Source organism: Paraburkholderia sp. WS6 (assembly GCF_030464835.1).
Lineage (GTDB): Bacteria > Pseudomonadota > Gammaproteobacteria > Burkholderiales > Burkholderiaceae > Paraburkholderia > Paraburkholderia madseniana.
This window is the reverse complement of sequence record NZ_JALQCK010000001.1, coordinates 536979-563441: the sequence shown is the minus strand read 5'-3', so window position 1 is coordinate 563441 and position 26463 is coordinate 536979. Positions and strand designations below refer to the sequence as shown.

Below are 26463 nucleotides of genomic sequence, written 5' to 3'. Positions count from 1 at the left end.
GCCGAAGTCATCACTCCCCCAACCCGCGGTCGAGCGCCGCCGCAACGAACTGCACATTCGGTTCGACGATCAGGTCGGCATGGCCACCGGACACCTCCGCCACCACCAGCCCGGCTCGCGCGACACGCCGCCAAAGCAGCATCGGATCGCCATACGCACTCTGCGAGACTGCCGCACGCACATAGACAATCGGTCCCGCATCGTAAGGCTTAGGCCGATAGGTCGTCATCGCAACCCGCATCGTTTCGCGCATATGCTGCATCGCCGGTGGCAGCACTGCGGTGTAGCCCTCGGGCCGCAGCGCCATACGGCCAACACGCATCCGAATTTGATCCGCCACACCGGCGAACCTGTCCTTCACATAACCGGGAAGTCGCGCCGCAGGCAGCTCACGCACCGTTTGCCAATGTGCGCGGACAGAGCCGGCGCGGCGCCGCAACCGCGCCGTCCAGGGACGGCAATGTTCGTCCACGTAGGTATCGAGCAGGAAAAGCAATTCGATCTGTTCGCCGGCACGGCGCAGTTGTTGCGCGATTTCAAACGCAACCAGACCGCCGAACGAATAGCCGGCTACCGCGTACGGCCCTTTCGGCTGGACGGTACGCATCTGCTCGATGTAGCTGGCCGCCATGTCTTCGACGCGCAACAGTGCCGGCTGCTCGCCGTCGAGACCTCGTGCCAGCAATCCGTAAACGGGGCGAGGACTCTTCAGCGAGCCGATCAACGCCAGGCATTCCATCACCGAACCACTTGCGCTATGGATGAGGAATAGCGGCATACCGGTCCCGGCGCGCACTCGCACGAGCGTAGGTGAAGACGGCGGCAGCGCGTCGTCGCAAATCAGCGCGGCGAGTCGGGTGATCGTCGGCGCGATCATCAGCATCGCGAGTGGAATCGTGCGTCCGGTCGACTGGCGTACGTCAGCGAGCAAGCGTGTCGCGAGTAGCGAATGACCGCCGAGGTCGAAGAAGTTGTCGTCGCGACCGATCGGTGCGACGCCGAACAGCTTCTCCCATAGCGCCTGCAAATACCGTTCGAGTTGTTCGCGGCTCTCGCCAACCGGCGGCAACTCGCGCGTAGCCAGATTCAGCGCTGGATGACGCCGGATTGCCTCGAGGCACTCGGGATTGCGCAATGCCGCCGCGTTGCCGATCGGCAGTCCGTTGACCGCGCTGCGCGCCGCGGCTTCGGAAAGCTTGCCGTTATGCGTGATCGGCAACGCATCGACCGCAATGATCCGGTCTGGCACATGCGCAGGCGACGCGCGACGCGCGAGATCACGGCGTACCCGGGCAGCAAGTGCGCCGCTCAACGCCGCGCCATCATTCAGCACCAGCAGCAGCACGACACGCGACTCGACATTCTCCGGGTCCGCGTGGCCGGCGGACGCATCCCGCACCTTCTGCTCGACGACCATCGCCTCGCGGATCTCGGGGATGTCGTTCAGCACGCGGTAAATTTCACCTGGACCGACATTGATGCCGCGCACGTTCAGCACGCCGTCGGAACGACCATGCATTCGTACGGCGCCCTCCGGCGACAACGAAATGAGATCGCCATGCGTCCAGACACCTGGATTGCTGGCGAAATAGGCGGCATGAAAGGCATCGCCCTCCGCGTCGCCGAAGAAGCCGAGCGGACGTGAAGGAAACGCATTCACACAAACGAGTTGGCCGACGCCGCCGATCCGCGATCCCTGGTCCCACGCCTGTACATCCAGCGCAAGGCTCCTGCACTGCGCTTCGCCCGCGTAGACCGGCAGGTTCGGATTGCCAAGCACAAAGCAGCCGATAATGTCGGTGCCGCCCGAGATCGATTGCAGCGGCAGCGGCTTCACGTGATCGCGCACCCACTCGAACTGCGCGTCGTACAGCACCGCACCGGTGGACAGTATCGCGCGTAGTGCACCGAGGTCGAACTGCGCCTTCGGTTCCACGCCTGCATCCTCGGACATCTTCAGATAAGCGGGACTCGTGCCGAACACGGTGACGCGCTCTTCGGCAATTAGACGCCATAGCGTATCGACCGTCGAGATCGGACCATCGTACGTCACGATCTCGACGCCGGAAGCAAGCGCCGACAACTGCCAGTTCCACATCATCCACGCACAACTGGTGTGGAAGTACATTCGATCGCCTGGTCCCAGGTCGCTGTGCAGCCGATGCTCCTTCAGATGCTCGATCAGGGTGCCGCCGGTGCCATGCACGATGCACTTCGGCTTGCCGGTGGTGCCCGACGAAAACATGATGAAAAGCGGATGGTTGAAAGCGAAGCGCCGCCACACAAAACGGTCCGCGTCGCCGGCATCGAGCAACTCGCCGAGCGAATAGATCGACTGCGTGACTGTGCTCGGCAAAGTCCCGTCGTCGAGACACACGACACCTTGCAGAGACGGCAACGCGGCAGCGAGATCGGCGACGTTGCTCGCCACCGACCTGCCGGTGTCGAATGTCCGCGCCGCCGTGTGCGCGAACAGCAGTCGCGGTGCGAGCGGTTCGAAGCGATCGCGGATCGAATCGACACCCATCTCGGGCGCGGCGGTCGACATAGTTGCACCGAGGGCGGTAACGGCCAATGCAGTCACGACCGCATCCGCGTCGTTGCGCATCACGCCCACCACGCGGTCCCCTTCGCCCAGTCCCAACTCAGACAGCGCGTGTGCGAGACGCGCCACCCGCTCACGCAGTTCGGCGCGGGTCAGACGCACGCGACGCCCGTCGGCATGGCAGGCAGTCAGCGCTGGCGCGTCGGGAGATGCCACCGACAGCCCAAGCAGATTGTCCGCATAGTTCAGTTGCATCTGCGGGAAGAAATTCGCGTGCTCGCAATCGTCGCCGATACAGACTGGCTCAGCGTTGCCTGACCAGTTGAGTCCCAATGACCATTGCACGAAACATTGCCAGAATGTTCGAAACTCTCGCACGGAAAAATCGTGCAGGGCTTCGTAGTCAGGCAGGGGCTGGCCGGTACAGATCCGCAGGAAGGCGGTGAACGCGGTCAACTGCGACGCGCCGATCCGTTCGGGCGTGCTTGTGTAGACGGGTGTGCGTCCCGTGAGGTCGCTGTGTGCACGCGACACCACTGAGGGGGCGAAGCGATCCATCGAAACTCCACGTATGGCATACGACATGATTCAGGGGCGGCAGCACCTCGATGGCGATACTTTTGCCGACCGCCAGGAGGCAACCGTGGCTCTTACGTCCGGGCGTTGAAATGTCTGCGGCAGGCGACCGTACCAACGTAGCCTAGCTGGTGGGTTTAACACTCTCCGTACGGCATCGAACATTCTTTTGACAGACCGGTAAACTCCGTCGCGCTCTTTCGCGCCGTTCAGTCGGCCCTCACGGCACCACCAAGTCTCGCAATCGGGCCTCGTTGAAGCAGAAGCGACACACATCGACGTGACCAGCGCCACAACAGGCTCACGCTCACGACCTGACATGAAAGTCTGCAATACACGGGCAGATTCCTGAAGGCAAAACGCGCAGATCTATCTGCGCGTTTCAACGTCATTCCCTCAACAGACCAAGGACGTCTAGGCACCACTCAATCAACGACACAAGGCTGCAATCAATCCAGTCAATTTACGCGCCGCCGAAGAACACGGGCTTCATTCCATCATTCGGGTCCGGGCGAACAGAGCCTTGAATTTTATGTCCCAAGTGGGAGACGGCGGTGCCGAACGAACGCAGTTCATGATGGCCCCCCGACGCTGAAGTACCGTCAGCAACACCGCCAAAATCGGTCGCAGCGCCACTTCCTTGATTCACGCTAGTTTGTGCGGCCTGAACATTGGTCGGAGCGACCGCTTGGTTGGATTGAGCAAAAGATGAGGCAGCCGGAATTGCAAGAGCAGCTGCGACGATGAGCGATTGAACGAGTTTCATGATGCTTACCTCTCGACTTCGTTTGTCCGCAAACGCCCGTTTGCGTTTCAGTGCTTGCAGTCTAGGCTGGGGCGTGCTCGCAATTAAGTACTTGCCGAACAAAACAATGTTGTAAAAGTAAGTACAAACCCTTAGAACCAAACGTCACGCACGCAGCAGCTTGCGTTCGCCCCACCATCTACACCACGATGACCTCAGCTCGCGTCCCAATCGAACATGCGCTGATTGCCAACAATTTGGCTGATCGTATCGAATGACAGGAACTGGTCGGGCTTCGTTTCAGGCGAGAATGCAAAACCACCGCAACCCGTTGGAGACACCGTGCGCATCGTCTGCTTGCACACCGCTGACAGCAACATCGCCTTGTTCGATGCAGCCACCCGCGCCGCCGGATTCGAGGCACTCGAGTTGACGCACGTGGTCCGCGCCGACTTGCTCGCAGCCGCTGAGCAAGCCGGTGGCTTGACCGACGCAATCGCGTCGCAAACCCGAGAGGTGCTCCTTACGCTGAAGGACAACGCCCACGCCGTTTTGCTCAACTGCTCGACGCTCGGCCCATCAGTGAATGAAGCCCTAGCCGCGCAAGCCGCACCGGTACCCATTTTACGGGCCGATGCCGCATTGGCTCAACGCGCGGTGGAAGATGGCGGCAAGGTTGTCGTGCTATGCACCGTATCCACCACACTCGACCCGACCAGACGCGTGTTCGCTCAAGCCGCCACGCATACCGGCGCGGATGTAGATGTCCAGTTGGTAAGCGGCGCATGGGACCGTTTCAGAGCAGACGACACGGCAGGCTACCTGTCCATGATCGCCATCGCTGCCGATGCGGCCTACGAAAACGGCGCGGACCTCGTGGCATTTGCACAAACATCGATGGCTGGCGCGGCCTTGTTGGTCACGGCCGGGGCGAAACCGCTGGCCACACCGGCCATCGCCCTCGCAGCCGCAGTCCACGCAGCCACACTTGCAGCCTGAAGCGCGATGTTCGCCGAGTACCTCGTCAAATGGGACTTGCTACCGGACGGCGAGCCGATTCGCACGCATAGCAGCCGTCTGCTGCCGGTGCGCCAGCATGGCGTCGCCGCGATGCTGAAAGTTGCTCAGGAACCCGAAGAGAAATTCGGCGCGCAACTGATGGTGTGGTGGGACGGCGACGGCACGGCCCGCGTGCTCGCGCATGATGCCGACGCCCTGCTGTTGGAGCGCGCCCAAAGCAATCACGCGTTAGCGGACCTCGCCCGCACGGGCGACGATGAGGCAGACGACCACGCTATCGACATCCTCTGCGCCGCCGCGGCACGACTCCACGCACCGCGCAACAAACCACTGCCCGAACTGATCGGCTTGCCACGCTGGTTTCAGAGTCTCTGGCCCGCCGCGCAGCAATACGGCGGCTGGCTCTCCGACAGCGCCGCGACAGCACAAGCCCTACTCGCCGCGCCGCAAGACCCGGTCGTGCTGCACGGCGATATTCATCACGGCAACGTCCTCGATTTCGGCGCGCGTGGCTGGCTGGCGATCGACCCGAAAGGTCTCTACGGCGAACGCGGCTTCGACTACGCGAACATCTTCTGCAATCCGGACGAGGCGTCCGCGCTGGCACCCGGACGGTTCGAGCGACGCGTCGAGCGCGTGGCGCACGTCGCCGGGCTCGACAGACACCGTCTGCTGCAATGGATCCTCGCGTGGTCGGGTCTGTCCGCGGCGTGGATTCTCGAAACGGGCGAGACGCCGGACATCGATATAGACATCGGCAGAATGGCGGCCGAAGCGTTGAAGCGGAAGTGACGGCAGGGAAATGACTGCTGGGAAGTGGGTACTGGGAGCTGAAGGGGAAACGATCGTAGCCGGACGCAACCGCTAAATCGCAGTCGAATACAGCCGCCTTGCATGCGCGTCTCGATCCCTATCCCTGTCGGTGAATGCACAAGCCATCAGGCGGCAGCCGTGAGCCGCCGCCCAGGCAATCCGTCAGTCAATGCGGAGCTTTACCGTTGGGCAGGGCGTCCAGCGGTTTGTGCTGTTCTTCGCCGAGTCCCGGGAAGAACGCGTTCCATGCGGCGCGCACGCCCTGAGCCGCGGTGGCCTCCGCGCCTATCGATTCTGCCTCGCCGTCCGCAGCTTTCGACGGGTCGGAGGAAAGGCCGCGCCAGTGCGTGAACACCAGCAGCGGTTTCTCGGTCCATACGCCGTCGCCATATTTCGCAAATGCCGTGTCGCCGCTCGTCAACTGCACCTCGTACCAGCCTTCATGGACAGGCGTATGGGCAGCAAGCTCAAACCAGGCGGTCGGTTCGATTTCCTTCATGTCGTCTCCGGTCGGATAAATCGTCAAAGATAACCACAAGCAAGGCATTCTTCATGCCCGAGCCCGGTAGTGGCCCGGCAGGCGCGCGCCGCATGTCACGCGATGCTGCAGGGCGGTGCGCTGGGCATGACCTGCGGGCGATTCGTCGAGGTCGCGCACTTCGAATTCGCCGCGCATAAACGACACGATAGCGCGACATGGGCCGCGCGGACAAACGTAAAAACTTACACAGCGCGCCCGGTTGCATAACCGCTCGCCGGCACGCTTGTCGAACCGCTTGCTGCCCCGTTTTCCGACTCGCCACTCGACTCGCCCGTCATCTTCCGCACCAACTCGGCCAATACGCGGACAGCGAGCGCCAGTTGTTCGGCTGACGTGCTGCCGTAGCCGATCACCAGGCCGTTCGTCTCCTCGCGCTGCTGCAATGCAAAACCCGACAACGCACGCGGATTGAGCCGCCTGGCAAGCGCGCGTTCGGCGAGGGTCCGATCGGAAATATGCGGCGGCAAGCGAAGCGTCAGATGCATGCCGCAATTGCCGCCCAGAATCTGCGACGGCGCGAAATGCATGGTGAGCGCATCGCGCAGCGCCTGCTGGCGCTCCCGATACAACCGCCGCATGCGGCCCAGATGCCGCCCGAATTCGCCGCTATCGATGAAATGCGCCAGCGCCAGTTGCTCCAGACGATGCCCGCCGCGCAGCATCTCCTGCAACGCAACGGCCGTGTGCGCGGCGATCACGCGCGGCAACACCACGAAGCCGATCCGCAGCGCCGGAAACATCGTTTTGCTGAATGAGCCGACGTACAGAACCGGCGCGTCCTCGACCAGCCCTTGCATGCTGGCAATCGGCTCACCCGTATGGCGGAATTCGCCGTCGTAGTCGTCTTCGATCAGCCACGCGCCACAGCGGCGCGCCTGCGCGATCAGTTCAAGCCGACGCGCCACCGACAACACCGCACCGGTCGGATACTGATGCGCGGGCGATGTGTAGATCAGCTTGGGAGGATGCGCGCGCCACGCGTCGGGCGGCACTGCGATGCCTTCGGAATCGACCGGCATCGGCAGCATGCTCAGATCCCCGAGGTTGAAAGCGGCTTTGGCACCGCGATAGCCCGGATCTTCCACCCACGCGATGTCGCCCGGATTGGTGAACAGCCGCACGCACAGGTTCAGCGCTTCCTGCGCGCCTTCAGTGATGACCACCTGCGAACCCTCGCAGCGCACACCGCGCGCCATCCGCAAATGCGCGGCGATCGCGTCGCGCAGCGCCGGCTCGCCCGCCGGGTCGCCGTAGCCGAGCGCGAGCGGCAACGCGCGCTCCATCGAACGTTCGAGTGCGCGCCGCCAGGCGGCCAGTGGAAAGCGGTCCAGCGCGGGCGTGCCCGGTGTCAGCGGCAAGGTGTTGTCGGCATGGGTGCGGGTGGCCGCGAATTGCTCAACGCGCGCCGCGTAGGCAACCTCCGGCGCGGCCGACGGTGTCCGCGTTTCACCGCGTGCCGAAGGGCTGGAGAGCGGACTCACGCGCGTACCCTTTTTATCGGCCACCACATAACCGACCGCGGCCAGATGCTCATACGCGATCACCACCGTGTTGCGCGACACGCCCATCTCCGCCGCCAGCAAGCGCGACGACGGCAGCAGCGACCCCGCCGGCAAACGCCCCGTGAGGATCGCCTGTTGCAAGCGTTCGATCAGTTGCTTTTGCAGCGGCACGGACTTTTCGCCGCTGCCGGCGGTGGTCGCGGCGGCCGGGTTGGCGAGTGGGCCAATGATTTCGATCATCCTGGCTGGACCTATCAAATGCTGTTCTGCTGGATCTTTTTAACATACCACGTTTGCCGTATCGTTCTCCATAAGCAACGATCATCCAACTATCGACAGGAGAGCAGACATGGAACCCAGACGTAACGCGTTCGAGCAGCCGATTGGCGTCCCCGTGCCGGATTGGAAAGGCGCCCAGGCGCCCGGCCGCGAGCCGCTGGTGGGCCAATATTGCCGGATCGAACCGGTGGACGTCGAACGCCATGCGGCGGACCTATACGAGGCCTACAGCTCGGCGCCCGATGGCCGCGACTGGACCTATCTGGCGGTTGGACCATTCGAGAGCCTTGCCGCGTATCGCGAGCATCTGACGCGCATGGCCGCATCGCCTGATCCGTTGCACTACGCGGTAATCGATCTGGCTACCGGCAAGGCAGTCGGCACGCTCGCGCTGATGCGCATCGACCGCGCGAACGGCGTGATCGAAGTTGGGCACGTCACCTATTCGCCGCGCCTGAAACGCACACGCATCGCCACCGAAGCGATGTTCCTGCTGATGAACCATGTGTTCGACGACCTTGGCTATCGCCGCTTCGAATGGAAGTGCGATTCGCTCAATGAACCGTCGCGCACAGCGGCGTTGCGCTATGGCTTTACGTTCGAAGGGATCTTCCGGCAGGCGATCGTCTATCGCGAACGCAATCGCGATACCGCGTGGTTCTCGATCATCGACAGCGAATGGCCCGCGCTACGTCCGAGCTATGCACGCTGGCTCGACGCCGGCAATTTCGATGCGCAGGGTAAGCAGGTTGAGCGGCTGGTGGACCTGATCGCGCGGCAGCGGGCAGCGGCGGGCGAAAGCGGTCAATAAGGCAGCCCGTTGCGGGCTGGTTGCGAGCCGGCCAGAAGGCCGGCTCGTCGATCCCGAGACTTCAGAGATTCAATAGACTTCAGGCGAGTGCCGCGCGACGGCTCAGGCAACGCCTGCCGTTCGCCGCAGCACGATGGTCGGGTTGCCTTTGTACGTCGTGCGAAGCTGCTCACGGTAACCGCACTTGCGCGCGACGTTCAGCGAAGGCTGGTTTTCCGGCGCGATGATGCAGGCCGTCTCGCCGCCAGGCCAATTCGCATCGGCCCAACCCAGTGCCGCACGCACGGCTTCGGTCGCGTAGCCGCGGTTGTGGACGGCAGGGTCCAGCGCCCAACCGATTTCCGGTGTGTCCAGCAAGGAAGGCTCGATCTCACGGTGGTAGTCGGCAAAGCCGACTTCGCCCAGGAACCGGCCGCTGTTCTTTTCCCGCACCACCCAATAGCCGTATCCCAGCATCGCCCAATGCCCGGCGTAGCGCAGCAGGCGCGCCCAGACTTCTTCGCGCGTAAACGGCTTGCCGCCAATGTAGCGGATCACTTCGGGATCAGACCACATCGCATAGCTCTCGAGGAAATCGTCGCGCGCGTGCGGACGCATGATCAGGCGGTCGGTGGTGAGAAGCGTGGGGCGGTTGGACATAGGCGGGCGGGTGGTTGGCGTAGACGCTATGAGGTTGAGAAGCGTTGAAGAGTGCCTGGGATGATCGCAGATTTTTTGCGCGCCAGGTTCGCCGCCAAAAAGCAGGACGCCATGCGCTATCCAGCCGATCCTGCGAACACCGCCGACCGTCTGGCGAATTCATGAAACCGCCCCTCACGCCATCTCGAGAAACCGCGCCAGACACGGATTGCGATTGGCCGGCGACCACGCCAGCACCTGCTCGATCAGCGGCGCATCGACCAGCGGCCGGAACACCACGCCCGCGAGCTGCGCTTTGCGCATCGAGGCCGGCACCAGCGCCACCCCCACCCCTTCATCGACGAGACTGAGCACGGTCTGCTGCAACTGCACTTCGAAGCGGATATCCGGCTCGAAGCCGCCTGAGCGGCAATGCTCGAGAATGGTCGTGCGCAAGCTCGGCGCGACTTCCTCGGACGCCAGCACGAATGGCTCGCCCGCCAGTTGCGCGATCTTCAGACGCCGCGCTCGCGCTCGCGGATGGCTGCGCGACAAGGCCACACACAAAGGCTCGCGGAGGATCGTCCGGGTCACGATGCCCTTGTCGGGCACGTTTGGAAACATGATCGCGGCGTCGATCTGGCCGGTCAGCACCTGCGCAGCCAGATCGTTCGATACGACCTCGCGCAGGTTCAATGCGACCTCGGGAAACGCGGCGCCGAACGCGCGCGCATAGCCGGGTACGACGTTGTACGCGGCGCACATCGTGAAGCCGATGGCGAGCTTGCCGGCGTCGCCATGCGCCGCCGCCTGGGCATTGCTGACGGCTTGTTCCACCGACGCCAGAATCGCCTTCGCATCGGCGTAAAAGCGCTCGCCCGCCGCGGTCAGCGTGACACTGCGCGGACTGCGTTCGAGCAGCGTCACACCCAGGTTCGCCTCCAGTGCCGCCAGTTGCCGGCTTAACGGCGGCTGCGACAGATTCAGGCGCGCCGTCGCGCGGCCGAAATGCCGCGTCTCGGCGAGTGTCACGAAGTAGCGTAGCGGCTTGATATCGATCACAACGTCCTCGTGCTGAATGACGATGCAGAAAAGGTATTGTCGATGGCAGAAAACAGTATTGGATTGTATCAACGCAAGCCACTACGCTGGCGCATCGCTCCCTGCGCCCACGCTTTCTTTCTAATCGATGTTAGCTACTCTCGAGATTCTGCTTCCTGTGTTCGGCCTGATTTTCGCGGGCTTTGCATGCCGCCGGCGTGGCGTGCTCGGACCGAACTCCGCGTCCGAACTGAACCGCTTCGTCGTCTGGCTGGCGCTGCCGGCGCTGCTGTTCGACACGATGGCGCATGCCACGTGGCAACAGCTCTATCAGCCGGCCTTCGTCGCGGCGTTTTCGATCGGATGCATCGGCGCGTTTCTGCCGATTCTCGCCCTGCGTATGATCGGCGGCCGGCATCTGGCCGACGCAAGCGTCGACGCGATTGCGGCGTCGTATCCGAACACCGGCTACATCGGCTTCCCACTCGGCATGATCGCGTTCGGCTCAGCCAGCCTGACACCGACCACGATCGCCACGATCCTCGTCGCGTGCGTGCTTTTTGCGCTTGCCATCGTGCTGATCGAAGTCGGCTTGCAGACCGAACGCACGCCGCACAAGCTAGGGTTGAAGGTGTTGGGATCGCTGGCGCGCAATCCGTTGATCGTGTCACCGATTGCGGGTGTGCTGCTCGCGAGTACCCATGTCGCTTTGCCACAAAGCGCGGAGACGTTTTTGAAGCTGCTGAGCGGTGCCGCCAGTCCGTGCGCGTTGGTCAGCCTTGGCTTGTTCCTCGCGGAAAAGCGCCCGTCAGAGGCGGGTGCGGGCGGCATCTCGCTGCTGCTGACCGGTGTCAAGCTGCTGGGGCAGCCGGCGCTGACCTGGTGGCTCGCGGCGCGCGTGTTCGGGCTCTCAGCCACACTGGTCGAGATGGCCGTCGTGCTGGCCGCGCTGCCCACCGGCACCGGCCCATTCATGCTGGCCGAGTTCTATCGACGCGAAGCGCACATCACGTCGCGCACGATTTTGCTGTCGACGGTGGGGTCGGTGGTGACCTTGTCGTTGCTGCTGCTGGTGATGGGGCATCGCACGTAAGCGGAACCAGAGAATATCCGCCGCTCCACGCCTCGCGCTATGCTTCGCACACGGACCACCAAGGTCCGCGCCCCCCATCCGCAAAGAGCAAACAGCGAACCGAACCGCCGTGCCCAAAGCCCGCCCACCTGAACTTCACGACGACGCCGACGCCCGCTCCCTCGCGCGGTGCTATCCGCGTGGGCTGCGCATCGACCCGCATTCGCACACGTGGGCACAGGTGCTCTATGCGGTGTCGGGCGTGATGTGGGTGGAAGTCGGCCGCGAAGCGCTGGTAGTGCCGCCGCAGCGCGCGGTCTGGTTGCCGGCCGGCACGGTGCACTCCATCCACATGATGAGCGAGGTGGAGATGCGCAATCTCTACCTCCACGAGCGCAACGTCGGCCATCTGAGCCGGCGCAGCGACGTGTTCGAGATCAACGGCCTGCTGCGCGAACTCATCACGTCGATTGCGGAGCACGAGAACTCGCTCGCTCGCGACGAGACCTATCTTGAAGCGGCGTACCGTCTCGCGATGCTGGAGTTGGCGCACGCGCCGCGCTCGTCGCTGCGCATCGCGCTGCCCGATGCTTCGGACCGGCGGCTCGATGCGTTGTGCCGCGCGGTGATCGACAACCCCTCGATCGCGATCAGCTTCGAACAGCATGCGGCCTCGGTCGGCGCAAGCGTGCGCACGCTGGCGCGTCTCTTCACGCGTGAGTTGGGAGTGGGGTTTGCCGAATGGCGGCGTCAGGTGCAGTTGGCAGTGGCCGTGTCAGGTCTCGCCGAAGGACGCCCGGTCAGCAGCATTGCGCGCTCACTGGGCTTCCAGCCGAGCAGCTTCAGCGACATGTTCCGCCGCGAGTTAGGCGCGCCGCCAACCGGCTTCGATCCGAGCGGTACGCTCAGCGAGGCGGCTTCTAACGCTCCGCCGGAGCAGGCGCAAGACAAGCTGTCCACTGACGGGCAAGTTATTCGCGCTGACGGTAGCAAGATTCGCCCTTGCAGCTAAGCCAGCGCTCGCTGGCGGCTTAACGAATCGTGCTAACAGCCGCGCCCTCCACCGTCGGCCAAGCCGTTTGCGCTGCCGTCCTAACGACGCCCAGCGAGGCCAGTAAGCCGCCGCACAGCACGTCTTGTCCGAAATTCGAAAGTCCTTGTCTCAACGCCTCCGTACCGGCCACTTAGACTACGCTCATCGGCTGCACGACGCAGCGCAAGACCCAACAGGAGTGACACGCAATGAAAGCGATTCAGTTCAAGACTTTTGGCAACGCCGAGGTGCTCGACTACGTCGATCTGCCGACGCCCCAAGCCGACGCGGACAGTGCCGTCGTGCAGGTCAAGGCGGCCTCGGTGAATCCAAGCGACGTCAAGAACGTGTCCGGCCATTTCGAACACACCGTCCTGCCGCGCACGCCCGGCCGCGACTTCAGCGGCGTCGTGACAGCCGGTCCCGCAGAATGGCTCGGAGCAGAAGTCTGGGGCACCGGCGGCGATATCGGCTTCACACGCGACGGCACCCACGCCGAGTTCATCAAGATTCCGCTCGCCGCCCTGTCGCGCAAGCCCACCACACTCAGCCACACGGAGGCCGCCGCGATCGGCGTGAACTTCGTGGTCGCGTGGCTCGGCACGGTCGAGTACGCAAACCTGCAAGCGGGCGAGACGATTGCCGTGATCGGTGCGGGCGGCGGCGTCGGCGGCGCAGTGGTGCAGATCGCGAAAGCGCGGGGCGCGCGCGTGATCGCGGTCGACCGCCATCTGCTTTGCGCCGAAACGCCCGCGGGCCGGCTGGTCGACGACTACATTCCGTCCGACGAAAACGTGGCCGTACGCCTGAAGGCGCTGACCGGCGGCGCCGGCGCGGACGTGGTGTACGACACGGTCGGCGGCGTCGCCTTCGAGACCGCACTGAGTCTCGTCAAGCGCCGCGGCCGGGTGCTGGAAATCAGCGCCACGGGCAAACGCCGCGTGGAATTCGACCTGATTGGTTTCTATCACAACGAAACGCAACTGCTCGGCGTGGACAGCGCCAAGCTGGTCGTCGCCGAATCGGCGCCGTTGATGACGGCGCTGGTGGAAGGCTTCGAAAGCGGCAAGCTTCAAGGGCCGGCCATCGCGCAGGCATTCCCGCTCGAACGGGCACGCGAGGCCTACGAGGCGGTGGCCGCCGGCACGCGCGGCCGGGTCGTCATCACGATGTAATTGCCGAAACGACCGGCGGGCGTGGTTACCCGCATTTCAGATGGGTATGAACAACATGAAAGCGTATTTGATCTCGCTCGTGGCCGGCGTCGTGGTCGGTTTGATCTACAGCGTGATGCAGGTGAAGTCGCCCGCGCCGCCGACCATCGCCCTCGTCGGGTTGCTCGGCATGCTGGCCGGCGAGCATATGATCCCGTTCGTGCGGACGTGGCTGGCCGTCGGTATTCACTGACGTCCTTTCATTAACGTCTGTCATCGACATCCCTTCGCGCCGATAGCTTTTCCATCACCGGGCGCCGCACGCTAAGATGGAGCCCGCTGGGCCGGCGAGCCGCGCTTGCAGCATCGCCCGCGCATGTACCATCGCCATGCGCGCTGCCCGGAGATCACAAGAAAAGCTTCACTCGGAGAGTCAGATGTCTGAAGAATATGAAGTGCATGGTCCGCACGACCATGCGGTTGAACACGCCGGCCACCATGACTCGGATCCCTTTGCGAGCCGCATGGCCGTGATGACGGCGATCCTCGCGACGATCGGCGCACTGTGCGCCTACCAGAGCGGCAACAGCGAAAATCTGGCGCTGTACTACAAGAACGAAGCCGCCATTAAAAAGACCGAAGCGGCGAATCAATGGAACTACTACCAGGCTAAGGGCGAGAAAGAGAATCTCGCTGAACTCGGTGCGGCGCTGTCGCTCGGCAATGCCGATGCGCACGCGAAGTTCGCCGCCGACGTCGACAAGTACAAGCAGCAGAAAGAGCCGATCCGCGCGAAGGCTGAAGCGATCGAAAAGGAAGTCGTAGACAACGACGCTAAAAGCGAAGCGCTGCTGCATGGCCATCATCGCTGGGCGCAAGCGACGACCTTGATTCAGGTGGCCATCGCCCTCTGCGCGATCACGTTGCTGACTCGCAAGAAATGGCTGCGCAATCTGTCGTTCGGGATTGCCGCAGCGGGTGTGATCACTGCCGCTGTGGCGTTCTTTTCGGCGTAATTACGCGAACGGCGTGGTGATCCCCGGCCCGAACTTCGTCGCGGTTGCGCACACTGCAGCCCCGCAGTATCGGCGCTGCAAGGCGTGGATCGATCGCGTGTGCGGCGGCTTGATCGTCGCGTTGGGTGCGGCGTCAGTTGATCCGGTAAGTTACTTACGTACGGTTCAATGCGCGCGGCCGCGCGCAGCACGCTCGAGCAACAGTTCACGCTCGCGCGCATTGCGCGTCATGCCGGCAGCGCGTTCGAATTCGGCGCACGCCTCTTCCACACGGCCGAGTTTCTCCAGCAGATCGCCACGCACGCTCGGCAACCAGTGATAGTTCGCGAGCGCTGCATCAGCGGCGAGCGCGTCGACGATTTCCAGACCGGCAGCCGGTCCGAACGCCATGCCGACTGCCACCGCACGGTTCAATTCCACCACCGGCGAAGGCGTCACCTGCGCGAGCGCGTCGTACAACGCGACGATCTGCGCCCAATCAGTCTCCTCGGCACGGCGGGCACGCGCATGACACGCGGCCAGCGCCGCCTGCAATGCATAGGGACCGCTCGCGCCGCCCAACGCATGCGAGGTGCCGAGCGCGGCCAGCCCGCGGCGGATCAGCAGCGGGTCCCAGCGGCTGCGGTCCTGCTCGAGCAGCAGCACCGGCCGGCCCTCGCCATCGGTGCGCGCATGCGTACGCGACGCCTGGATTTCCATCAACGCGACGAGGCCATGCACTTCGCTTTCGTCCGGCACGAGCCCACTCAGCACCCGCCCAAGCCGCAGCGCTTCCTCGCACAACGCCGGACGCATCCAGTCGTCGCCGGTTGTGGCCGAATAGCCTTCGTTGAAAATCAGATAGATCACCTGCAGCACCGAGGCTAGCCGCGGCGCACGCGCATCCGCCTGCGGCACCTCGAACGGCACTTTGGCCGCTGACAGCGTGCGCTTGGCCCGCACGATGCGCTGCGCGATGGTCGGCTCAGGCACGAGAAACGCGCGCGCGATTTCGTCCGTAGTGAGGCCGCCGAGCAGGCGCAGGGTCAGCGCGACACGTGCGTCGGTGGACAACACCGGGTGGCATGCCGTGAACACCAGGCGCAACAAGTCGTCGCCGATATCGTCGGCGCGTGCGGCATCGAGGGTATCGACGAAATCCGGCACGAGGTGCGCCTCCATTGCGTCAAGATCGTGACCCAACTCTTCACGCTTGCGGGCATGCAGCGCTTCCTGGCGCAAGCGGTCGAGGGCGCGATTCTTCGCGGTCGCCATCAGCCACGCTCCCGGGTTGTCGGGCACACCCGCGTCAGGCCAATGTTCGAGCGCCGAGACCAGCGCGTCCTGCGCCAGTTCTTCGGCGAGCCCCACGTCACGCACGATCCGCGCGACGTGGGCGATGACCTTGGCGGATTCGATCCGCCAGACTGCCTCGATGGCACGATGGGTGGCCGGTTTTGTCACGGGATCAGCCCGCTGCCTTGGCGTTCGGATCCATGTAGATCAGCTCCCAGATATGTCCGTCGATATCTTCGAAGCCGTGCCCGTACATGAAGCCGTAGTCCTGCGGCGCGCGCGGCACCGTGCCGCCGGCGGCGAGCGCCTTCGCAACCAGCGCATCCACCTCGCCCCGGCTCTCGCACGAGAGGCCCAGCAACGCCTCCGTGCTTTCCTTCGGATTGCAAAGCGATTTGCGCGTGAAGGACTTGAACAGGTCCTTGACCAGCAGCATCGCGTAGAGGTTCTCGCCGATAATCAGACACGCGGCCTGCTCGTTGGTGAATTGCGCCTCGAAGCTGAAACCGATCGTGCTGAAAAATGCCTTCGACCGTTCGAGGTCGTCGACGGCGAGGTTGACGTAGATCTGCTTATGCATGATGGAATCCAGTGATCGGGTTGTGGGCTCGCCGGGGTGTCACAGTGCATCGCACTGCGCCACGCATACAGCGATCCCGCGTACTCAGCTTGCCTCGGCCAACGTTTTCAGATTGCCCAGGCCGTCTTCGAAATCCTTGCCGACCATGCGGTCCATGCTGACGAACACCTGCATCAGCTTCGACAGAAACGGCGCAGGCCCATGCATCGCCCAGGTGACCTGAGTCGCGCCGGCCTCCGGCTTCAACGTGAAATCGGCGATGTTATGAGCTTCGAACGGCTTGATGAAATCGAGGTTCATCGTCACGTTCGCCGGCGCCGCCGTGTCGACGATCTCCATCTGCCCCACCCCAACCTTTTCGCCTTGCCACGCATAGCGCGCACCCTTGCCGCTCGGCGTGCCGCTATAAGTGCCCTGCGCCGCGGGATCTTTGCGCAGGAACGGATTCCAGCGATTGAACTGATGCAGATCGTCGATCAACCCGTAGACCCGCTCGGGCGGCGCCTCGATGCGCACGCTGCGTTCGATGCGAAAGTTGTCGGGCCGCGTCGCCGCGTAGATGAGCAGCAGACCCACCGCCGCAACGACGGTGATCAGAATAACTTTGAGCATGATGAATCCTCTCGATGTGGCCGGATCGGCGCCTCGTTCGGCGGTCGGATCGGCGTCGCGATTAATGTTTGGCTGCGTCCAGCTTGCGGAAGCGGTCCACTTCCGGGCTCGGCTCGAAGTCCTCGAGTTCATACAGTTGCCGCACTTCGATTTCGCCTTCGGCCTGCTCGCCGAACGGCGCCGGGAAGCGCCGCGCCCATTCCATGGCTTCTTCGCGGGAGCGAACCTGAATCAGCGTGTAGCCGGCGATCAATTCCTTGGTTTCCGCGAATGGGCCGTCGATCACCGTGCGCTTGCCTCCGCTGTAGTGGATGCGCCATCCTTTCGAACTCGGTTTCAGGCCGGTTGCGTCGAGGAGCACACCGGCCTTGGTCAGTTCTTCATGGTAGGCGCCCATCGCCGCCATCAGGGCTTCGTCCGGCTGGCCGCCGGCTTCGCTGACGGCCGTCGCCTTCACTATGATCATGAATCGCATCGCAATCGCTCCTAGGGTGGTGTGTAGTTGGTGGAGAGCCGTTATCTGTTTGCTGGCTCCTTACTCACACGACGAGCGATGCGCGGCCGGATCGACATATTTGTCGTCAGCCTAGGGAAAACCCCAAGAAAATAGCCATGAATGGGCGAACCTGCTTATAGGAAACAAGGCCCAAGCTTGCGGACTTCGACAGTGCACCACGACGCCGCCGGGCAGGCTTGCGCGATCGCCACCGCTTCTTCGCGGGTTTCAACATCGAGCAGGTAGAAGCCGCCGATCATTTCCTTGGCTTCGGCGAACGGACCGTCGAGCAGTTTCGCTTGACCATCGCGCACCTGCACGCGCACGGCGTCATTCGTGGAGGTCAGCGCTTCGGCTGCGACCAGCTTGCCGCGCTCTTTGAGGCCGGTGGCGAAACGCACCATCTGGTCATAAACCTCGCGCCCCGCCTGCTCACCACGTTCGACGCGTTGATTCGGGGGTTCGACGATAAGCAGCATGTAAGACATGGCGTCTCCGATTGATCGCGCCGTGGGCGTGAACGCCAGCGAGGCGTATGACGGCAAGAGCGCGCTTACAGTTGGGTTGCGAAAGCCAGTCTAGCAAGCGCGGATGACTCCAGCAAACCCGTTTCACTGCCCGGGCATCGACGGACCGCAAGCCCTACGGACACTCGTAATACGGATGCGGCACGTGGATTGCTGCTTCGGTTGTATCGATACACATCCGAGGTGACATCATGCGAAATCGATCTGTAATGGGCGTCATTGCAATGGCATTGGCGCTACTGACACTGACGGCCGGCTGCACCCTTGGCGGTGCGGCAGCAGGTGGCGTCATCGGCAACGAGGCGACCAATCACAGCGCGGTCGGCACGGTCGGCGGCGCGGTAGCCGGCGGGATTATCGGACACGAGTTGGGCAAGTGATTTAAGCCTGAACTGCCTGAAACAATTCGATCAGAGAATATGACGGGTTCGCAAACGCGACCACCCTTCATATTCTCCTATTCAGCCGCTCTCTCGCGTGACACGACAACGCCACTTTGAAGTATTCTCCCGACGCGCTTAAGCGCGTCGTGAACGCATTACGCGTGGATTAAAGGCAGCAAATAATCTGCTTTCAAGCCGAGAAACCGGCGCGACAAATGCAATTAAATTTATCGGCATAATCTGCCGACATAACAAACGAATCATATAAACAGGGTATCGGGGAAATTCATGCATCGATCGTTAGTGCGTAGCGGCGTCGCGGCCGCAGTGGCCTTTGCGTTGTTCCAACTCGGCGGTTGCGGCGGCGGCGGTTCCAGCTCAACATCGTCGAGCACGCCGACGGTCACGGCTACCTCGGTGAACGGCACGGTCGCCACCGGCAGCGCCGTAGTGGGCGCAACCGTCACGCTGACCGATGCGACCGGCGCTCAGGCCACGACAGCCACCAACACCCAGGGCGCGTACACGATCTCGGTGAAAGGCATGACCGCGCCGTTCCTGATCGTCGCCAGCGACGCCACCGGCATCTCTACCCCGCTCGTCTCCGTGCTCGCCAAACTGCCCAATGGCACGGCGCCGGCAGTCGCCAACGTCACCACGCTGACCACGGCGATTGCCGCGATGCTGACCGCTTCGGGCAACCCGCTCGACCTCGCGTCCACCACGGCGCTGGCCAAGGTGACGCTGCCGTCCGTGCAGATCGCCACCATCACGCTCGACGCGATACTGACGAAAATCCTCGCGCAGAACGGCATCCAGACGGCGGGCTTCGATCCCATCGGCGTGGCCTTTACGCCGAACCACACCGGCGCCGATGCGGTGATCGACACGGTGTCGGTCGTGTCGGCGGCCAACGGCGGCCTGTTGCTGCTATCGAACGCGACGCCGGGCACGACGGTCGCGCTGAACAACCAGACTTCCCAATCGGTCACGCTGGCAGCGCCGCCCGCGGCGGCCAACTATCTGGAGCCGCTTGCGTCGCTGCTGACTGCCTGCGCGGCGAGCGGCACGCTCAACACGTCATGCTCGCCGGCAATCGACTCTGCCTACCTCGAAAACGGCTCGACCGATCTGGCCGTAGCCCACGGTCTGACGGAAGCGACCTTCAATGGTGCGGTGTTCGGTTCGCCGAAGACGCTTGCCTTCTTCACGCGCAACGGCAAGCAGCTTGCGCTCGTGCAGTTGCCGGTCACGCTGGCGAGCGGCACGGCAGCCGGTGTGCTCTACACCATCGCGCAACAGCTCTCCACGCCCGTCACGCTCGCCAACGGCACGCAGCTCGGCTGGGATCTGATCGGCAATCAGTCGCAATTCGCTGTATCGATCATGTCGCAAATCCAGCGTCGCACCTTCCTCGATTCGAAGCTGAATGATGTGAACCGGTACGAGTCGGGTCTCACGATTGCGATTCCGACGGCTTCGAATCCGACGGTGTATTCGGCTTCCGTTACAGGACCTGGCCTCGCTGCGCCGGTCTGGCTGATGCAGCGTAATGCGCTCGGCAGCAGCTCGCTGGGTCTGTCGGATTTGCCGTTGAGCGCGGCGCCGGTTTCGCCGGCGACGACCAGCAGTAATACGGAGTTGTATCGCTGGTCATGGCAATCGCTGTCGTCGACCGCGAACTTCACGCCGGCGGCTTCGAGCGGCTACTACTCGGCGCAATCGATCGACGCGAGCACCGTGCCCCTCTACTCGACCTACACCGTGACGTTCTACGACCAGAACGGCGTGCAGCTCGGCCAGTCGTCGATCATCAATCCGGGCAGCCCGTTGAACGCGGCGGCGGGCAGCGCGGTTGCGTGGCCGACGCTACTGCCGGACTTCGCGACCCAGTTCCTCACGCCAGCCGGGTCGCTGGCCGGCGCGCAGTACGCGATGAGCGTGACGTGGTCGAGCCTCGTGAACGGACAGAATCTCGCGTATCCGGTGACGTCAGTGCAGATTCAGGCCTCCCCTGGAACGGGCTCCGGCTCGACGACTGCAATCGATGGCTTCTCGATCAGCGCGCCGAACAACACATCGGTCGGCCAGTTTCAAACCACCGTCTTTGCGGGAGTCAATGCCGGGGGCGTACAGACTTGCACGAACTGCCCGTTCCCGGCGTTGACGTCCGGTGGTTCGCGGCTCGTGCAATTGGGTGGCGGGCAGAATGGGATCACGTACTACGACTTGACGAAGTACAACGACTAGAGCAGGACAAACAAGAAACGCCGGCCCGTCGCAGCGGCTTTCATGCCGAAGGCAACAGCGACCGGGCCTGCTCGAGAAGTGCGTGGGACGCAGCAAACTCATTGCGTCCCGCCATCGTCAGTGCGGCGTGGCCGGTGCGCGCGAACAGTTCGTCGTTGGACGTTGCGACTGCGTTCGAACCGGAACCCGGCTGGTCGTATCGGCGAAAGAACGCGAGCATCTGGAACGCGTCGAATCGCCAGTCCTCTGGACCGGCCTTGGCTAGAAGCTCAGCGGCGGCGGCTAGTTGCCGCGTGACTGCGAGGAATTCAGAGCGTTCCATGACACCTGTCTCCTTGTGAGTCGCCGTCACCGGGCGTTCTGAAAGTTTAGCGCAGGAATTCAATCGGCCATCGACGCAACCGTAGTCCTGCAAACTCGCAGGCCCAAGCAACAAGCCCGCGAGTTCGCATCAACAACGCATCACGACGCTTTTTCCAGTTTCACGATGGTCATCGTGCCGTCGACGTCTTCAATGCGCACCTTCACCTTGTCGCCTTCGTGAATCTGCTTGATCATCGCGGCATCCTTCGCCTTGAAGGCCATGGTCATGGCCGGCATCCCGACGTTCTGCAGCGCGCCGTGTTTCAGCGTGACCATGCCGGAGGCCGGGTCCACTTTTCTCACCTCCGCATCCGTGAGCGCCGCATTCGGTGAGTCCTTTGAAGCCGCCGGCTTCATGGACATGTTCATCCCCGCCATATCGTCGCCCGCAAACGCGGGGGCCGCAGCAATGGCGCCGAAAGCAGCAAACGCAACAATCCATTTCTTCATTGAAGTTCTCCAGTTTGAGTAGTTGGCACGGCTGTGCCGGAAGGTACTGCGTGAGAAAGCCGCGCGTCGGGCAGACGCTTCGCGCGGCGGCGTTGCAGCAGGAACCACGCTGCGGGAATGACCAACATCGAAAGAATGGGCGCCGTGATCATCCCGCCGACCATCGGTGCGGCGATGCGCTGCATGACTTCGGAGCCGGCGCCGTGCCCGACCATGATGGGTATGAGACCGGCAAGCACGACCGCAACCGTCATCGCCTTGGGACGCACACGCTGCACTGCCCCCTCTCGAATCGCATCGAGAAGCAGCGTTTCGGTCAGCGGCTCGCCTGCGTCGAGTCTGCGATTCAACGCGCCCTTCAGGTAAAGCAACATCACGACACCGAACTCCGCGGCCACGCCCGCGAGCGCAATAAATCCCACGGCGGTCGCAACAGACACGGCATGCCCCAGCATCCAGATAAACCAGAAACCGCCGACCAGCGCGAAGGGCACCGTCGACATCAGCAGCAGCGCGTCACCCACGGAGTTGAACGTCAGAAAAAGCAGCACGAAAATGACCACCAGCGTCACGGGAATAACGGTGCGCAACTTCGCCGCCGCTCGCTCCAGATATTCGAACTGACCGGACCACGCAATCGAATAGCCCGCGGGCAGCGTCACTTTCTCTGCGACCGCGCGCTGCATGGCCTGCACGGCCGAATGCAGGTCCGTATCGCGGATATCGACGTACACGTAACCGGCGAGCCGCGCGTTCTCGCTACGAATCATCGGCGGGCCATCGGCAATCGTGATGTGCGCCACGTCAGCCAGCTGGATTTGCGCGCCACGCTCGGTTACGACTGGCAGCTCGCGCAGCTTCTCGAGCGAATCGCGGATCTCGCGTGGATAGCGGACGTTGATCGGAAAGCGCTCCCGGCCGGCGATGACCTCGCCGACGTTTTCGCCGCCGACTGCGGTGGATACGATCGACTGGATATCGGCCACCGCGAGGCCGTAACGTGCCGCTGCCAGCCGGTCGATATCGACGTCGATGTATCGCCCGCCGTTCAGGCGCTCGGCAAGTGCGGACGTCACACCGGGCACGGTCTTGACCGCTGCTTCGACCTGCGTTGCCACCTTGTCGATTTGCCCGAGGTCGGGGCCCGAAATCTTGACGCCGACCGGCGTCTTGATGCCCGTCGACAGCATGTCCAACCGATTGCGGATAGGCGGAACCCACACGTTCGAGAGCCCCGGCACTTTGACGGTGCGGTCCAGTTCGTCGACCAGCTTCTCCGGCGTCATACCCGGCCGCCACTGGCTGCGTGGCTTGAACTGAATCGTGGTCTCGAACATCTCGAGCGGCGCGGGATCGGTCGCCGAGTCAGCGCGGCCAGACTTGCCGAATACGGTCTGCACCTCCGGGACGGTCTTGATGAGCCTGTCGGTCTGCTGCAGCAGTTCACTCGCTTTCTCCGTCGAGATGCCCGGCAGCGCGGTCGGCATATACAGCAGATCGCCTTCGTCGAGCGGCGGCATGAATTCGCCGCCAAGCCGCGAAAGCGGAATCGCCGACGCTGCGAGCGCAACCACCGCCAGACCGATCGCGACCCACGGCCGACGCAACGTCGCCTCCAGCAACGGGCGATAGAGCCGGATCAGCACGCGGTTGATCGGGTTCGCGTTCTCGTGCGGAATACGGCCGCGGATCAGCAAACCCATCAACACCGGCACCAACGTCACCGACAGGCCCGCCGCCGCTGCGATCGTGTAGGTCTTCGTGAACGCCAGCGGGGAAAACAGCTTGCCTTCCTGGCCTTCGAGCGAGAACACCGGAATGAACGACAGCGTGATGACCAGCAGCGAGAAGAACAGCGCCGGCCCGACCTCCGCGGCCGACGTGGCAATGAGTTCCCAACGTTCAGCCGAACTGATCGCCTTGCCGGGATGCGCGTGCTCGTACGCTTCGAGATGTTTGTGCGCGTTTTCGATCATCACGATGGCCGCGTCGATCATCGCGCCGATGGCAATTGCAATGCCGCCCAACGACATCAGATTCGCGTTCACGCCTTGATACCGCATCACGATGAAGGCGGCCAGCACGCCCAAGGGCAACGACAGGATCGCGACGAACGCACTGCGCAGATGAAACAAAAAGACAGCGCAGACGAGCCCGACGATGATGAATTCCTCGACGAGCTTGTCCTTCAGGTTGTCCACCGCGCGTTCGATCAACTGTGAGCGGTCGTACGTCGTCACGACTTCCACGCCCGCGGGCAGCGAACGCTTCAGCTCGGCGAGCTTTGCCTTCACCGCATCGACGGTGGTCAACGCGTTCTTGCCGGAACGCATCACGATGACGCCGCCCGCAACTTCGCCCTGGCCGTTCAGCTCTGCGATGCCGCGTCGCATCTCGGGTCCGATCTGAATACGCGCGACGTCGCCCAGCAGCACGGGCGTGCCGGCTTCGTTCGTACGCAGGACGACGTTGCGAAAGTCATCCATAGTGCGCAGGTAACCGGACGATCGCACCATGTATTCGGACTCCGCCATCTCGACGACTGACCCGCCCGATTCCTGATTCGCCTTGCCTAACGCGTCGGCGACCATCGCCTGCGTGATGCCGTAAGCGCGCAGTTTGTCCGGGTCAAGGACGACCTGATATTGACGCACCATGCCGCCAATGCTCGCGACCTCGGACACATCCGGTACCGACTTCAGTTCGAACTTCAGGAACCAGTCGTTCAGGGCGCGAAGCTGTCCCAGGTCGTGCTGTCCGCTTCGGTCGACGAGTGCATATTCGTAGACCCAACCGACACCGGTTGCATCAGGCCCAAGCGATACCGTCGCGCCTGAAGGCAACCTGCTCTGCACCTGGTTCAGATACTCGAGTACACGGGAACGCGCCCAATACTGGTCGGTTTTGTCGTCGAACAGGACGTAGACGAACGCATCGCCGAATGACGAATACGCGCGAATGGTTTTCGCCCCCGGTACGCCCAGCAGGGTCGTGGTGAGGGGATAGGTGACCTGGTCCTCGACGACCTGTGGCGCCTTGCCCGGGTACGACACCTTGATGATGACCTGCGTGTCGGACAAGTCAGGCAGCGCGTCGAGCGGCGTTTGCATCACCGAGTAGACGCCCCATGCCGTGACGAGCACGGTGGCAAGCAGCACCAGAAAGCGGTTGTAAATCGACCATCTGATAAGACGCGCGATCATTTGGCGCCTCCTACCGGTTCGACTGTCGTCAACTGGTAGCCGCCGTCCGTCTGCCGGAATGCGAAGTGCACTACGTCACCGGGTTTTGCGTCCGGAAAGGCCGTGGGCGACGGTTTACCGAATGCCATCGTCATCTTCCCCCAGCCCAAAGCCGGGACCGGCTGGTGGGAGAAGGTGATGTCTTCAGCAGTCACCTTTTCGACCCTGCCGGTGGTGTCGTAAGTTTGGGATGCACCGGTCGCGGCGGATGCGGATGCGGGCGCGGGCCCGCTCGGGTCTGCGTTTGCGCTCCCCGCGAGGCGAGGAAGAACCGATTTGAGGCTGGCTTCCGAATCGATCAGAAACTGGCCGGACGCCACGACCTGGTCGCCATCGGTCAAACCGCTCAACACTTCGGTTTCGTCGCCAGCATCTTTGCCGACGGTGACATTCACCGGCTGCAAACGGCCATCACCGTTCCTGACGATAACCACGGTGCGCTTGCCGGTCGTGATGACCGCTTCGGATGGAACGAGCAGACGCGAGGCCGGTTTCTGCGCACCGATCCGCACGCGCATCAGCATGCCCGGCGTCAGCTTGAACGCGGCGTTGTCGATCTCGAGACGAGCCTGCAGCGTGCGGCTGCCGGTGCTGATGCCCGGCAGGATTTCGCGGATCTGCCCTTTGAAGTGCTGAGTGGGATCGCCCGCGAATGCCGCGTCCACGGTCATGCCCGGCTGCACGGTTAGTGCAAGGGATTCCGGTATTTCGACAATGAGCCACAACGTCGAGAGGCCGGCGATCTTGGCGAGCGTCTGTCCGGGCGTCACCATCGCGCCGTCGCGGACGTTCAGCTCGCTGACCACGCCCGTTTCCGGCGAGGTCAGCACGACATGCGTCTGCGCCTTGCCGCTCCGGTCGAGATTCGCAACGACGCCGTCCGGTATCGACATCGCCCGCATGCGCGCGCGAGCCGCGTCAAGCATGCCGCTGTCCATACCACTGCGTTTGAGCGCGAGGTACTCTTCCTGCGGCGCCAGCCAGTCCGGCACGAAGAGCGACGCGATCGGCGCGCCTTTCGCTATCCGTTGCATCGGTGCGTCCGCGTACAAGTGGTCTATGTAGCCCGTGACGCGCGACTGCACCACGTCGGCGCGCGATTCGTCGAATTGCGTGGTCCCAACGGCATCGAATCCTTCGGTCACGTCCTGCCGTCGCGCGGTCGCGTAGCGGATGCCGAGGTTCTGCTGCAAGCCCGGATCGATTTTGACGCCGCTCGTGCCTGCGTCATCGGCGAAGACCGGTTCGAGTTGCATGTCCATGAAAGGCGACTTGCCCGGTTTGTCGAAATGCTGATTCGGAACCATCGGGTCGTGCCAGTACAGCACCTTGCGGCCCGTCTTCGGGTCGGCCTTGTCCCCTGCCGCAGATGTCGTGGCGGGCATCGTGGCGGCAGAAGCCGAACCCGCTTGCGTGGAATGGCGCACGCCGGCCAGGTAGCCTGCGCCTAACAAAGCGGCGGCGGCGAACGCAACGAGAACCGCGCGTGCCAGTTGTTTCTTTTGCATGGTGTGCTCCT

25 protein-coding genes are annotated in these 26463 nt (G+C 63.2%); 10 read left to right on the top strand and 15 right to left on the bottom strand.

From position 1 onward, the window contains the following. Positions 1 to 10 precede the first annotated feature (10 nt). Together M0D64_RS02450 and M0D64_RS02445 are read right to left on the bottom strand one after the other, a co-directional pair. Positions 11 to 3103 carry an acetoacetate--CoA ligase gene (locus tag M0D64_RS02450; RefSeq protein ID WP_266256465.1) on the bottom strand — a complete coding sequence of 1031 codons (3093 nt, stop codon included), beginning with the start codon at positions 3101 to 3103 and terminating at the stop codon, positions 11 to 13. 481 nt (positions 3104 to 3584) lie between these two features. Beyond that, positions 3585 to 3887 carry a hypothetical protein gene (locus M0D64_RS02445; RefSeq protein WP_266256464.1) on the bottom strand — a complete coding sequence of 101 codons (303 nt, stop codon included), beginning with the start codon at positions 3885 to 3887 and terminating at the stop codon, positions 3585 to 3587. 321 nt (positions 3888 to 4208) lie between these two features. On the opposite strand from M0D64_RS02445, the gene M0D64_RS02440 reads away from it, so the two are divergent. After that, positions 4209 to 4865, top strand: coding sequence for an Asp/Glu racemase (locus tag M0D64_RS02440; RefSeq protein WP_266256463.1), 657 nt, complete (start codon positions 4209 to 4211; stop codon positions 4863 to 4865). 6 nt (positions 4866 to 4871) lie between these two features. Beyond that, positions 4872 to 5678: an aminoglycoside phosphotransferase family protein gene (locus M0D64_RS02435; protein WP_266256462.1), complete on the top strand. Its 807-nt coding sequence runs from the start codon at positions 4872 to 4874 to the stop codon at positions 5676 to 5678. A gap of 187 nt (positions 5679 to 5865) precedes the next feature. Here M0D64_RS02435 and M0D64_RS02430 read toward each other — a convergent pair whose 3' ends face one another. Next, complete coding sequence (locus M0D64_RS02430; RefSeq protein WP_175049503.1) at positions 5866 to 6198, bottom strand: hypothetical protein; 333 nt, start codon at positions 6196 to 6198, stop codon at positions 5866 to 5868. Between the two features lie 224 nt (positions 6199 to 6422). After that, on the bottom strand, positions 6423 to 7982 hold the full coding sequence (locus M0D64_RS02425; RefSeq protein ID WP_266256461.1) for a PLP-dependent aminotransferase family protein: 1560 nt from the start codon (positions 7980 to 7982) through the stop codon (positions 6423 to 6425). A gap of 109 nt (positions 7983 to 8091) precedes the next feature. Between M0D64_RS02425 and M0D64_RS02420 the strand changes: the two genes are divergently transcribed. Then, complete coding sequence (locus M0D64_RS02420; protein WP_266256460.1) at positions 8092 to 8832, top strand: GNAT family N-acetyltransferase; 741 nt, start codon at positions 8092 to 8094, stop codon at positions 8830 to 8832. 102 nt (positions 8833 to 8934) lie between these two features. Here the strand turns inward: M0D64_RS02420 and M0D64_RS02415 are convergent, their stop codons facing one another. Together M0D64_RS02415 and M0D64_RS02410 are read right to left on the bottom strand one after the other, a co-directional pair. Next, a complete protein-coding gene (locus tag M0D64_RS02415) occupies positions 8935 to 9471 on the bottom strand; it encodes a GNAT family N-acetyltransferase (protein ID WP_154565187.1) in 537 nt (178 codons plus the stop codon). A 174-nt stretch (positions 9472 to 9645) separates the two neighbouring features. Next, entirely contained in the window at positions 9646 to 10512 is an 867-nt protein-coding gene (locus tag M0D64_RS02410; RefSeq protein ID WP_266256459.1) for a LysR family transcriptional regulator, read from the bottom strand. Positions 10513 to 10639: 127 nt separating this feature from the next. Here M0D64_RS02410 and M0D64_RS02405 point away from each other — a divergent pair, with 127 nt between their 5' ends. The 5 genes from M0D64_RS02405 to M0D64_RS02385 all read left to right on the top strand — a co-directional run bounded on the left by M0D64_RS02405 (position 10640) and on the right by M0D64_RS02385 (position 14766). Further along, a complete protein-coding gene (locus tag M0D64_RS02405; protein ID WP_266256458.1) occupies positions 10640 to 11584 on the top strand; it encodes an AEC family transporter in 945 nt (314 codons plus the stop codon). A 109-nt stretch (positions 11585 to 11693) separates the two neighbouring features. Next, positions 11694 to 12575, top strand: coding sequence for a helix-turn-helix domain-containing protein (locus tag M0D64_RS02400; RefSeq protein ID WP_266256457.1), 882 nt, complete (start codon positions 11694 to 11696; stop codon positions 12573 to 12575). A gap of 230 nt (positions 12576 to 12805) precedes the next feature. Further along, positions 12806 to 13771, top strand: coding sequence for a zinc-binding alcohol dehydrogenase family protein (locus tag M0D64_RS02395; protein WP_266256456.1), 966 nt, complete (start codon positions 12806 to 12808; stop codon positions 13769 to 13771). A gap of 55 nt (positions 13772 to 13826) precedes the next feature. After that, positions 13827 to 14003 carry a DUF1427 family protein gene (locus M0D64_RS02390; protein ID WP_154565221.1) on the top strand — a complete coding sequence of 59 codons (177 nt, stop codon included), beginning with the start codon at positions 13827 to 13829 and terminating at the stop codon, positions 14001 to 14003. 184 nt (positions 14004 to 14187) lie between these two features. Then, positions 14188 to 14766, top strand: a complete 579-nt coding sequence (locus tag M0D64_RS02385; protein WP_171928968.1) for a DUF4337 domain-containing protein — start codon at positions 14188 to 14190, stop codon at positions 14764 to 14766. Between the two features lie 165 nt (positions 14767 to 14931). On the opposite strand, the gene M0D64_RS02380 is transcribed toward M0D64_RS02385, so the two are convergent. The 5 genes from M0D64_RS02380 to M0D64_RS02360 form a co-directional block, all read right to left on the bottom strand. After that, the gene (locus M0D64_RS02380; RefSeq protein ID WP_266256455.1) at positions 14932 to 16209 is read right to left on the bottom strand and encodes an RNA polymerase sigma factor; all 1278 of its coding nucleotides are present in this window, start codon (positions 16207 to 16209) and stop codon (positions 14932 to 14934) included. Between the two features lie 4 nt (positions 16210 to 16213). After that, complete coding sequence (locus M0D64_RS02375; RefSeq protein WP_266256454.1) at positions 16214 to 16621, bottom strand: VOC family protein; 408 nt, start codon at positions 16619 to 16621, stop codon at positions 16214 to 16216. Between the two features lie 84 nt (positions 16622 to 16705). After that, positions 16706 to 17233, bottom strand: a complete 528-nt coding sequence (locus M0D64_RS02370; RefSeq protein ID WP_266256453.1) for an SRPBCC family protein — start codon at positions 17231 to 17233, stop codon at positions 16706 to 16708. A 61-nt stretch (positions 17234 to 17294) separates the two neighbouring features. After that, a complete protein-coding gene (locus M0D64_RS02365; protein WP_266256452.1) occupies positions 17295 to 17708 on the bottom strand; it encodes a YciI family protein in 414 nt (137 codons plus the stop codon). A gap of 155 nt (positions 17709 to 17863) precedes the next feature. Further along, entirely contained in the window at positions 17864 to 18217 is a 354-nt protein-coding gene (locus M0D64_RS02360) for a YciI family protein (protein WP_093634239.1), read from the bottom strand. A gap of 248 nt (positions 18218 to 18465) precedes the next feature. On the opposite strand from M0D64_RS02360, the gene M0D64_RS02355 reads away from it, so the two are divergent. Beyond that, the gene (locus tag M0D64_RS02355) at positions 18466 to 18636 is read left to right on the top strand and encodes a glycine zipper 2TM domain-containing protein (RefSeq protein WP_233465023.1); all 171 of its coding nucleotides are present in this window, start codon (positions 18466 to 18468) and stop codon (positions 18634 to 18636) included. A gap of 291 nt (positions 18637 to 18927) precedes the next feature. After that, on the top strand, positions 18928 to 20889 hold the full coding sequence (locus M0D64_RS02350) for a hypothetical protein (protein WP_266256451.1): 1962 nt from the start codon (positions 18928 to 18930) through the stop codon (positions 20887 to 20889). A gap of 40 nt (positions 20890 to 20929) precedes the next feature. Here M0D64_RS02350 and M0D64_RS02345 read toward each other — a convergent pair whose 3' ends face one another. From M0D64_RS02345 to M0D64_RS02330, 4 genes are all read right to left on the bottom strand, one after another. Then, the gene (locus M0D64_RS02345; protein WP_266240376.1) at positions 20930 to 21211 is read right to left on the bottom strand and encodes a hypothetical protein; all 282 of its coding nucleotides are present in this window, start codon (positions 21209 to 21211) and stop codon (positions 20930 to 20932) included. Positions 21212 to 21351: 140 nt separating this feature from the next. Next, a complete protein-coding gene (locus tag M0D64_RS02340; RefSeq protein ID WP_266256450.1) occupies positions 21352 to 21702 on the bottom strand; it encodes a copper-binding protein in 351 nt (116 codons plus the stop codon). Beyond that, positions 21699 to 24905, bottom strand: a complete 3207-nt coding sequence (locus M0D64_RS02335; RefSeq protein WP_266256449.1) for an efflux RND transporter permease subunit — start codon at positions 24903 to 24905, stop codon at positions 21699 to 21701. Before M0D64_RS02335 ends, M0D64_RS02340 begins: the two co-directional genes overlap by 4 nt. Beyond that, positions 24902 to 26452, bottom strand: a complete 1551-nt coding sequence (locus tag M0D64_RS02330; RefSeq protein ID WP_266256448.1) for an efflux RND transporter periplasmic adaptor subunit — start codon at positions 26450 to 26452, stop codon at positions 24902 to 24904. The genes M0D64_RS02335 and M0D64_RS02330 overlap by 4 nt, the downstream gene beginning before the upstream one ends. Between the last annotated feature and the right edge of the window lie 11 nt (positions 26453 to 26463).

Coding starts and splice junctions, on each gene's coding strand:
- M0D64_RS02385 (WP_171928968.1), top strand. CDS start 14,188: ATGTCTGAAGAATATGAAGTGCATGGTCCGCACGACCATGCGGTTGAA.
- M0D64_RS02355 (WP_233465023.1), top strand. CDS start 18,466: ATGGGCGTCATTGCAATGGCATTGGCGCTACTGACACTGACGGCCGGC.
- M0D64_RS02430 (WP_175049503.1), bottom strand. CDS start 6,198: ATGAAGGAAATCGAACCGACCGCCTGGTTTGAGCTTGCTGCCCATACG.
- M0D64_RS02395 (WP_266256456.1), top strand. CDS start 12,806: ATGAAAGCGATTCAGTTCAAGACTTTTGGCAACGCCGAGGTGCTCGAC.
- M0D64_RS02350 (WP_266256451.1), top strand. CDS start 18,928: ATGCATCGATCGTTAGTGCGTAGCGGCGTCGCGGCCGCAGTGGCCTTT.
- M0D64_RS02390 (WP_154565221.1), top strand. CDS start 13,827: ATGAAAGCGTATTTGATCTCGCTCGTGGCCGGCGTCGTGGTCGGTTTG.
- M0D64_RS02365 (WP_266256452.1), bottom strand. CDS start 17,708: ATGCGATTCATGATCATAGTGAAGGCGACGGCCGTCAGCGAAGCCGGC.
- M0D64_RS02445 (WP_266256464.1), bottom strand. CDS start 3,887: ATGAAACTCGTTCAATCGCTCATCGTCGCAGCTGCTCTTGCAATTCCG.
- M0D64_RS02360 (WP_093634239.1), bottom strand. CDS start 18,217: ATGTCTTACATGCTGCTTATCGTCGAACCCCCGAATCAACGCGTCGAA.
- M0D64_RS02340 (WP_266256450.1), bottom strand. CDS start 21,702: ATGAAGAAATGGATTGTTGCGTTTGCTGCTTTCGGCGCCATTGCTGCG.
- M0D64_RS02405 (WP_266256458.1), top strand. CDS start 10,640: ATGTTAGCTACTCTCGAGATTCTGCTTCCTGTGTTCGGCCTGATTTTC.
- M0D64_RS02330 (WP_266256448.1), bottom strand. CDS start 26,452: ATGCAAAAGAAACAACTGGCACGCGCGGTTCTCGTTGCGTTCGCCGCC.
- M0D64_RS02450 (WP_266256465.1), bottom strand. CDS start 3,103: ATGGATCGCTTCGCCCCCTCAGTGGTGTCGCGTGCACACAGCGACCTC.
- M0D64_RS02370 (WP_266256453.1), bottom strand. CDS start 17,233: ATGCTCAAAGTTATTCTGATCACCGTCGTTGCGGCGGTGGGTCTGCTG.
- M0D64_RS02425 (WP_266256461.1), bottom strand. CDS start 7,982: ATGATCGAAATCATTGGCCCACTCGCCAACCCGGCCGCCGCGACCACC.
- M0D64_RS02435 (WP_266256462.1), top strand. CDS start 4,872: ATGTTCGCCGAGTACCTCGTCAAATGGGACTTGCTACCGGACGGCGAG.
- M0D64_RS02335 (WP_266256449.1), bottom strand. CDS start 24,905: ATGATCGCGCGTCTTATCAGATGGTCGATTTACAACCGCTTTCTGGTG.
- M0D64_RS02415 (WP_154565187.1), bottom strand. CDS start 9,471: ATGTCCAACCGCCCCACGCTTCTCACCACCGACCGCCTGATCATGCGT.
- M0D64_RS02420 (WP_266256460.1), top strand. CDS start 8,092: ATGGAACCCAGACGTAACGCGTTCGAGCAGCCGATTGGCGTCCCCGTG.
- M0D64_RS02345 (WP_266240376.1), bottom strand. CDS start 21,211: ATGGAACGCTCTGAATTCCTCGCAGTCACGCGGCAACTAGCCGCCGCC.
- M0D64_RS02375 (WP_266256454.1), bottom strand. CDS start 16,621: ATGCATAAGCAGATCTACGTCAACCTCGCCGTCGACGACCTCGAACGG.